Origin of the sequence: Kineococcus vitellinus (genome assembly GCF_009906315.1) — a bacterium.
Classification (GTDB): Bacteria; Actinomycetota; Actinomycetes; order Actinomycetales; family Kineococcaceae; genus Kineococcus; species Kineococcus vitellinus.
Window position 1 is genome coordinate 1 of the sequence record NZ_JAAALL010000337.1, and the last position, 4,334, is coordinate 4,334.

At 75.7% G+C, this 4,334-nt stretch carries 6 protein-coding genes and 1 pseudogene; 4 read left to right on the top strand and 3 right to left on the bottom strand.

Features of this window, described 5'->3' with window-relative positions; all coding sequences use genetic code 11:
• Both GTQ99_RS24475 and GTQ99_RS20310 read right to left on the bottom strand, forming a co-directional pair.
• Positions 1 to 222: pseudogene (locus GTQ99_RS24475) on the bottom strand (hypothetical protein); the annotation flags it as partial.
• A gap of 135 nt (positions 223 to 357) precedes the next feature.
• Positions 358 to 816 (bottom strand): Lrp/AsnC family transcriptional regulator, encoded by a 459-nt coding sequence (locus GTQ99_RS20310; RefSeq protein ID WP_338075148.1) that lies wholly within the window; start codon positions 814 to 816, stop codon positions 358 to 360.
• A gap of 101 nt (positions 817 to 917) precedes the next feature.
• Between GTQ99_RS20310 and GTQ99_RS20315 the strand changes: the two genes are divergently transcribed.
• The 4 genes from GTQ99_RS20315 to GTQ99_RS20330 all read left to right on the top strand — a co-directional run bounded on the left by GTQ99_RS20315 (position 918) and on the right by GTQ99_RS20330 (position 3,634).
• Complete coding sequence (locus GTQ99_RS20315) at positions 918 to 1,370, top strand: rhodanese-like domain-containing protein (RefSeq protein WP_205707902.1); 453 nt, start codon at positions 918 to 920, stop codon at positions 1,368 to 1,370.
• Positions 1,371 to 1,461: 91 nt separating this feature from the next.
• Complete coding sequence (locus GTQ99_RS20320; protein WP_166617521.1) at positions 1,462 to 2,262, top strand: SDR family oxidoreductase; 801 nt, start codon at positions 1,462 to 1,464, stop codon at positions 2,260 to 2,262.
• Positions 2,259 to 2,903: a molybdopterin-dependent oxidoreductase gene (locus GTQ99_RS20325; RefSeq protein ID WP_338075149.1), complete on the top strand. Its 645-nt coding sequence runs from the start codon at positions 2,259 to 2,261 to the stop codon at positions 2,901 to 2,903. The genes GTQ99_RS20320 and GTQ99_RS20325 overlap by 4 nt, the downstream gene beginning before the upstream one ends.
• Positions 2,876 to 3,634: a ferredoxin reductase gene (locus GTQ99_RS20330; protein ID WP_166617522.1), complete on the top strand. Its 759-nt coding sequence runs from the start codon at positions 2,876 to 2,878 to the stop codon at positions 3,632 to 3,634. Before GTQ99_RS20325 ends, GTQ99_RS20330 begins: the two co-directional genes overlap by 28 nt.
• Positions 3,635 to 3,672: 38 nt before the next feature.
• On the opposite strand, the gene GTQ99_RS20335 is transcribed toward GTQ99_RS20330, so the two are convergent.
• Complete coding sequence (locus GTQ99_RS20335; protein WP_166617523.1) at positions 3,673 to 4,305, bottom strand: FMN-dependent NADH-azoreductase; 633 nt, start codon at positions 4,303 to 4,305, stop codon at positions 3,673 to 3,675.
• Between the last annotated feature and the right edge of the window lie 29 nt (positions 4,306 to 4,334).

Sequence of the window (4,334 nt, forward strand, 5' to 3'; positions counted from 1 at the left end):
CCCTCCGCGCGTGGCCCCCTCCTCGCCGGGCACGGCCACCAGGAGCAGGCCCCGCTCGCGGGCGGCGGCCAGCTCCTGCAGCGACGGCGGGTCGTCGTCGGCGACCGGGTCCATGCCGACGGCGCGGAACAGCGCGCCCGCCGCCACCTCCACCTCGCGCAGGCGGGGCAGGTCGGCGGGGCGTGCCGAGCGGACCACGGGGCGGACCACGGGGGCGACCACGGGGCGACGCTGGCACGGCGGCGGGGGCCGGCGCAGCCCCTTTCCCGCGCCCGCCCGCGGACCGTGCCGTCGGTAGCCGCGCTTGACATCGCCCGCGAAACCTGGGATAATCCCTGCACAACCTCGGAGCTGGCGTCAGCCGCCCGGGGTTTCGTCGTCCCCGGGCACGGGCCGCCCCTCGACGGGGCTGGAGTAGACGACCGAGGTCGTGATCGACCCCAGCGTCGCCAGCCGTCCCGTCAGCTGCTCCAGGTGGCGCATGTCGCGCGCCAGGACGGTGAGCACGAAGCAGTCCTCACCCGTGACGTGGTGCGCCTCGAGCACGAACGGCGTCCGCGCGACGAGGTCGTGGAAGGGCTTGTAGTTGCCGGTGGGGTACTTCAGCCGCACCAGCGCCCGGACGCCGAGGCCGACGGCCGCCGGGTCCACGACGGCCCGGTAGCCGCGCACGACCCCGGCCTCCTCCAGCCGCCGCACGCGCTCGACGACGGCGGAGGCGGACATCGCCACCCGCCGGCCCAGCTCGGCCCACGGCTGCCGGCCGTCGGCCTGCAGCTCGGCGAGGATGCGGCGGTCGGTCTCGTCGAGGATCACCCGGTGATCGTGCCGCACCGCCGCGGATCCCGCGGCCGAACCGCCCGCACGCCGTGGAGAGGCCCTGGGAGGCGCCGCGCCGCGCGCCTAGCGTCGTGGACGTGCAGATCACCGACACCCTCGACCCCGCCCTCGCCGTCGCCGAGCTCGAGCGCCGGCTCGCGCTGGGCACCGACCCCAGCGACGTCCACGCCGCGCTCACCGCCCGCACCCCCGGCTTCGTCGTCGTCGACAGCCGCGGCGAGGAGGCGTGGGCGCAGGGCCACGTGCCCGGGGCGCTGCACCTGCCGACCGCCCGGATCGCCGCCGAGGCCGCCGGGCTGGTCGACCCCGGCCTCGTCGTCGTCACCTACTGCTGGGGCCCCGGCTGCAACGGGGCGACCCGCGCGGCGCTGGCGTTCGCGCGCCTGGGGTACCGGGTCAAGGAGGTGCAGGGCGGGTTCGAGTACTGGGCGCGCGAGGGCCTGCCCGTCGAGGTGGACGGGGTCGTGCACCGCTCCGCGCCCGACCCGCTCACCGCCCCGGCCGACCACGCCGTGAGCTGCGCCTGCTGAGGTCCCTGCAGACGTCCCCGCAGACGTCCCCGCAGACGTCCCCGCCGAGGGTCCCTGGCCCCGCCGCCCGCGCGCCCGGTAGACAGTCCCCGTGCGCATCGACCTCACCGGGAAGACGGCCCTCGTCACCGGCTCCTCGCAGGGCATCGGGCTGGCCGTCGCGGCGGGGCTGGCGGGCGCGGGGGCGCGCGTGGTCCTCTCCGGCCGCGACGAGGGCAGGCTCGCCGCGGCGGCCGCGGGCGTCCGGGAGCGCGAGGGGGTGCCGCAGGACGGCGTGCGCTGGGTCGCGGCCGACATCACCACCGACGACGGGCACGCCCGGCTCGTCGAGGCGGTGCCCGACGTCGACGTCCTCGTCAACAACCTCGGCGTCTTCGGCTCCGCCGACCCGCTGGCCATCAGCGACGACGAGTGGCGGCGCTACTTCGAGGTCAACGTCCTCACCGCCGTCCGCCTCACCCGCCACTACCTGCCCGGCATGAGCGGCCGCGGCTGGGGCCGGGTGCTCTACACCTCCAGCGACTCCGCCGTCGTCACCCCGGCCGAGATGATCCACTACGGCGTCTCCAAGACGGCGCTGCTGGGGGTGCACCGCGGTTTCGCGAAGGCGGCCGCCGGCACGGGCGTGACCGTCAACAGCGTCCTGGCCGGCCCCACGCACACCGGTGGCGTCGAGGACTTCGTGCGCGAGCTCGTCCCCGGCGACCTGCCGTGGGAGGAGGCGCAGCAGCGCTTCATGGCCCGGCACCGCCCCCAGTCGCTGCTGCAGCGGCTCATCGAACCGGAGGAGATCGCGAACATGGTCTGCTACCTGGCCTCCCCGCTGGCGTCGGCGACGACGGGTGCCGCGGTGCGCGTCGACGGCGGCTACGTCGACGCGATCCTGCCGTGAGCGCCGTCGAGCCCGGCGACGGTGCCGAGAACGAGGTCCTGCGCGTCCCGGAGGTCACCCGGGGCTTCACCGGCCGCCGTCGCCGGCGCACCGAGGCGCTGCCGCCCGGGCAGTACCGCACCGACGACTTCCCCGTGCTCTCCGCCGGCCCCACCCCGCGCGTGGACACCGACGAGTGGCGCTTCACCATCACCACCGAGACGGGCAGCTCCCACCACTGGGACTGGAACGGCCTGCAGCGGCTGCCGCGCGACTCCTTCGACACCGACCTGCACTGCGTGACGCGCTGGTCGAAGTTCGGCACCCGCTGGTCCGGGTACCCCCTGGACGCGTTCTTCGACAGGGTGCAGACCTCGGCCGGGCACGCGCTCGTCACCAGCTACGGCGGCTACACGACGAACCTGCCGGTCGCCGACCTGCTCGGCGGGCGGGCCTGGATCGTCACCGGCTACGACGGGCAGCCGCTGGAACCCGTGCACGGCGGGCCGGCCCGGCTGCTCGTCCCGCACCTGTACCTGTGGAAGTCGGCGAAGTGGGTGCGCTCGATCACCCTGTCCGACGAGCAGGAGCTCGGGTTCTGGGAACGCGTCGGCTACCACGCCTACGGCGACCCGTGGAGCGAGCAGAGGTACTCCCTCTGAACGGCTGGCGCGCAGCCCGGGTCGCCGACGTGCGGGCCGAGAGCGCGAGCGCGCGCACCCTCGTCCTCGACGTCCCCGACTGGCCCGGCCACCTCGCCGGCCAGCACCTCGACGTGCGCCTGACCGCCCCCGACGGCTACCAGGCCGTCCGCTCCTACTCGCTGGCCTCGGCGGCGGCGCCCGCGGGCCGGACCCTCGTCGAGATCGGCGTGGAACTGCTGGAGGAGGGGGAGGTGTCCTCCTTCCTCGTGGAGGAGGTGCGCCCCGGTGACGTGCTGGAGGTGACGGGGCCGCTGGGCGGCTGGTTCGTGTGGCGCCCCGGCACCCTGGAACCGGTGCAGCTCATCGGCGGCGGTTCCGGCGTGGTGCCGCTGCTGTCGGTGGTGCGCACCCACGCGCAGGTCCCCGCGGCGCCGCAGCTGCGGCTGCTGCTGTCGGTGCGTTCCCCGGCGGTGGCCATGTACCGGGCGGAACTGCTGGAGCGCGCCGCCACCCAGCCGGGTTTCTCCCTCGAGGTCGTCTGGACGCGCGAGGTGCCGCCCGGCGAGGTGGCCCGCCCCGGGCGGCTGGACGCGCGGCGCCTCGCCACCGCCGCGCTCCCGCCCGCGCAGCGGCCGCTGTGCCTGGTGTGCGGGCCGACGCCGTTCGTCGAGCACGTCGCGGAGCTGCTCGTGGCGGCCGGCCACGACAGCGGGCGGATCCGCACCGAGAGGTTCGGTTCCGCCCGCTGACCCGCCCGCCGCCTTCGCGCGCCCTCAGGGGGTCGCGCTCAGAGGGTCGTGGCCAGTTCCCGGGCGGCGGCGTGCGCGGCGGCGAGCTCGGCCTCGCTGCGCTCGCGCAGGGCGGCGAGGTCGGGCAGCCGGTCAGCGAGCGTCGCGCTGGTCTGCACGAGGTGCACCTGCATGCCCAGCGAGGCGCCGAGCACGATCTGCAGGACGGGCACCCCGTGGTCCCAGCCCTCGGTCGGCGTGCCCGTGTCGTAGGTCGCGCCGCGGCTGCTGACGACGACGGCGTGCCGGCCGGCCATCGGCCGGCTGCCCTCGCCGGCGAGCACGCCGGGGACGTGGACGTTGTCGATCCACACCTTCAGCGTCGAGGGGACCGTGTAGTTGTACAGCGGCGCGCCGATGACGACGACGTCCGCGGCGAGCAGCTCGGCCTGGATCGTCTCCATGATCCGCTCCTGCTCCGGGGGCAGCGGGATCCCGGGCTTGCGGTCGGCCGCCGCCCAGTGCAGCTCCGCGTGCGCCAGGTGCGGCAGCGGATCGGTGTGCAGGTCCCGGTAGGTGACCGTGTGGTCGTCCCCGCGCGCCCTCCACGCGTCGGCGAAGGAGGCGGTGACGGCCCGCGACCGCGACGTCGCGAGGTCGGCCGAGGAGTCCAGGTGCAACAGGTGCGGCATGGCGCGAGGCTACCCACCCGCCACCGCAC

Excerpts from the sequence above, each read along its gene's own strand:
- GTQ99_RS20335 (WP_166617523.1), bottom strand. The coding sequence starts at position 4,305 with ATGCCGCACCTGTTGCACCTGGACTCCTCGGCCGACCTCGCGACGTCG.